The organism is Erythrobacter sp. (assembly GCF_038133525.1).
Taxonomy (GTDB): domain Bacteria; phylum Pseudomonadota; class Alphaproteobacteria; order Sphingomonadales; family Sphingomonadaceae; genus Qipengyuania.
In genome coordinates this window covers 1-1714 of record NZ_JAYPTL010000167.1, presented here as the reverse complement: position 1 = coordinate 1714, position 1714 = coordinate 1, and the positions used below count along the sequence as shown (strand labels likewise).

General features: G+C 58.3%; 2 protein-coding genes. Both read right to left on the bottom strand.

Features of this window, described 5'->3' with window-relative positions; all coding sequences use genetic code 11:
* Positions 1 to 407, bottom strand: a 407-nt coding sequence (locus AAFM29_RS17595) for a DEAD/DEAH box helicase (RefSeq protein ID WP_341714013.1), incomplete at its 3' end; no start/stop codon positions are given.
* A 142-nt stretch (positions 408 to 549) separates the two neighbouring features.
* The gene (locus AAFM29_RS17590) at positions 550 to 1515 is read right to left on the bottom strand and encodes a WYL domain-containing transcriptional regulator (protein ID WP_341714012.1); all 966 of its coding nucleotides are present in this window, start codon (positions 1513 to 1515) and stop codon (positions 550 to 552) included.
* Positions 1516 to 1714: the final 199 nt, after the last annotated feature.

Genomic DNA, 1714 nt, shown 5'->3' with positions numbered 1-1714 from the left:
GCCTTACCCGCCCTGCGCGCCTTCAGAATGCGATCGATGATCGGAATGAAGAAGCAGAGCGATTTGCCCGACCCGGTACCCGTGGTTACAATAAAATTGCGGCCTTGCAGCGCCTTCATCAAAGCTTGATCTTGATGCTTCCGAAGGCCGATCGGGCTCCGCGTTGGGCCGATGGCAAAGATCTTAGGCAAATCTGGATCGACTAGGCCCTGATCCGACAATTCAGTTAGGGACCGCCCCTCGAGATAGTGGGGGTTCACACCGATCAGCGGTTCGGGCCAAAACTTACCACTGTCATAGATCTTGTCGATCTGTGACCGGATATCGTCGGCACGGATAGTGGTGAAGGAGCGAGCGAACGTTTTGTAACGTCCAACAAGATCATCATCGAGTTCAAAAACGTTCACAATCTTCTGCCCCTCGTCGCACTTGCGACTTCCGAAATTCCGTCGTCAGACTGGGCCCGACTCCTGTCGCGATGGTTTCCAATCTCAGCGCCGCACTCAGCCGTCGATTGGTCCAATCTCCATTATGTCACGACAAAAGCGGTCACAATGACCCCTCCGCCGCATCCAGCCTCTCGCGCATAATTGCGCGCAACGCCTCGGGCCTCTCGATCGCCAGGTCGCCGCCCCAGGTGAAAAGATGCTCGGCCATCTCCCGCAATCCGCCAGCGCTAAAGCGGATGATCAGCTCGTCCCCATCATCCTCGACCGTCTGGCTGGGGTGAAACCGCCAGCTGCGGGCGCGTGAAACGGCGTGAGAGCGGGCACGCAAGACAACGTCGTGCGGCTCTTCCTGCCAGATGCCAAAGCTGTTGGAGAGGAAGCCGTCGAGGCTCCACTCATCAGGGGCGCAACCCAGAGTTTCCGAAAGGCGCACATTACTCATCCGGTCGAGCCGGAAATTGATCGGCTCCTTGTCCCGGTCGGGAAACTTGCCCACGAGATAGGTGATCGGGCCCAATAACAGGCCATAGGGCACCACACGGCGCCATTTCGGTTCGGTCTTGCCATCGGCGAGGTAATCAAATTCCACGCAATAGCCGGCGAGGATCGCTTCCTGCATCACGTCCAGCGTTTCGGGCGGGACTTCGACCACAGGACCTGCAGTGACCCGCGTGCGTTGCAGCCGGGCGAGACCATCGAGATCCGTATCGATCTTGCGCTTTTCGGCATTGTCGAGCGAGGCGAAGATCTTGCTTAAAAGGCTCTGCAGCAGTTCCGCATTGGGCGCGTTCTCTGCCTTACGTGCATCGCATTCAGCGCGCAAAGCCGCGACTTCGGCAGCATTCGGTCGGGTGTAATGGCGGCGAAGACTATCCCGGATGCGAAAGCGCTTCTTCCGGTCATCCATTACCTCGTCCACATCGAAATGATCGGCGACAACATTGCGCATGCGCTCAACCGTCCGGCGATCGACGCCAAGCTGCTCGGCCATCTCGTCCAGCGTCAGGCCTTCGCTCGATGTCGCCAGCATATCGACCATGCTGAGCGTTCGATCAAGCTTGCCCATGCGCCGTCCGGAGCCAATGGCCCCCGCGCTTGCGCCCTTGATTACCCCCACTGTCTGCCCCCGGCTGCGACCGAAACCGTCGTGACTGTTGCAGACAACCTATGAGGTGGAAACCCCTTGTATTTGGTTAACAGTAAGGTCGGCTGTGTTCACCCGCCCAATATCGCGCAATTCTGCGGCAATGATGCTCGATAGATCC

What these genes read in the sequence shown, in the direction of transcription:
- AAFM29_RS17590 (WP_341714012.1), bottom strand. Translation starts at nt 1,515, where the DNA reads ATGGGCAAGCTTGATCGAACGCTCAGCATGGTCGATATGCTGGCGACA.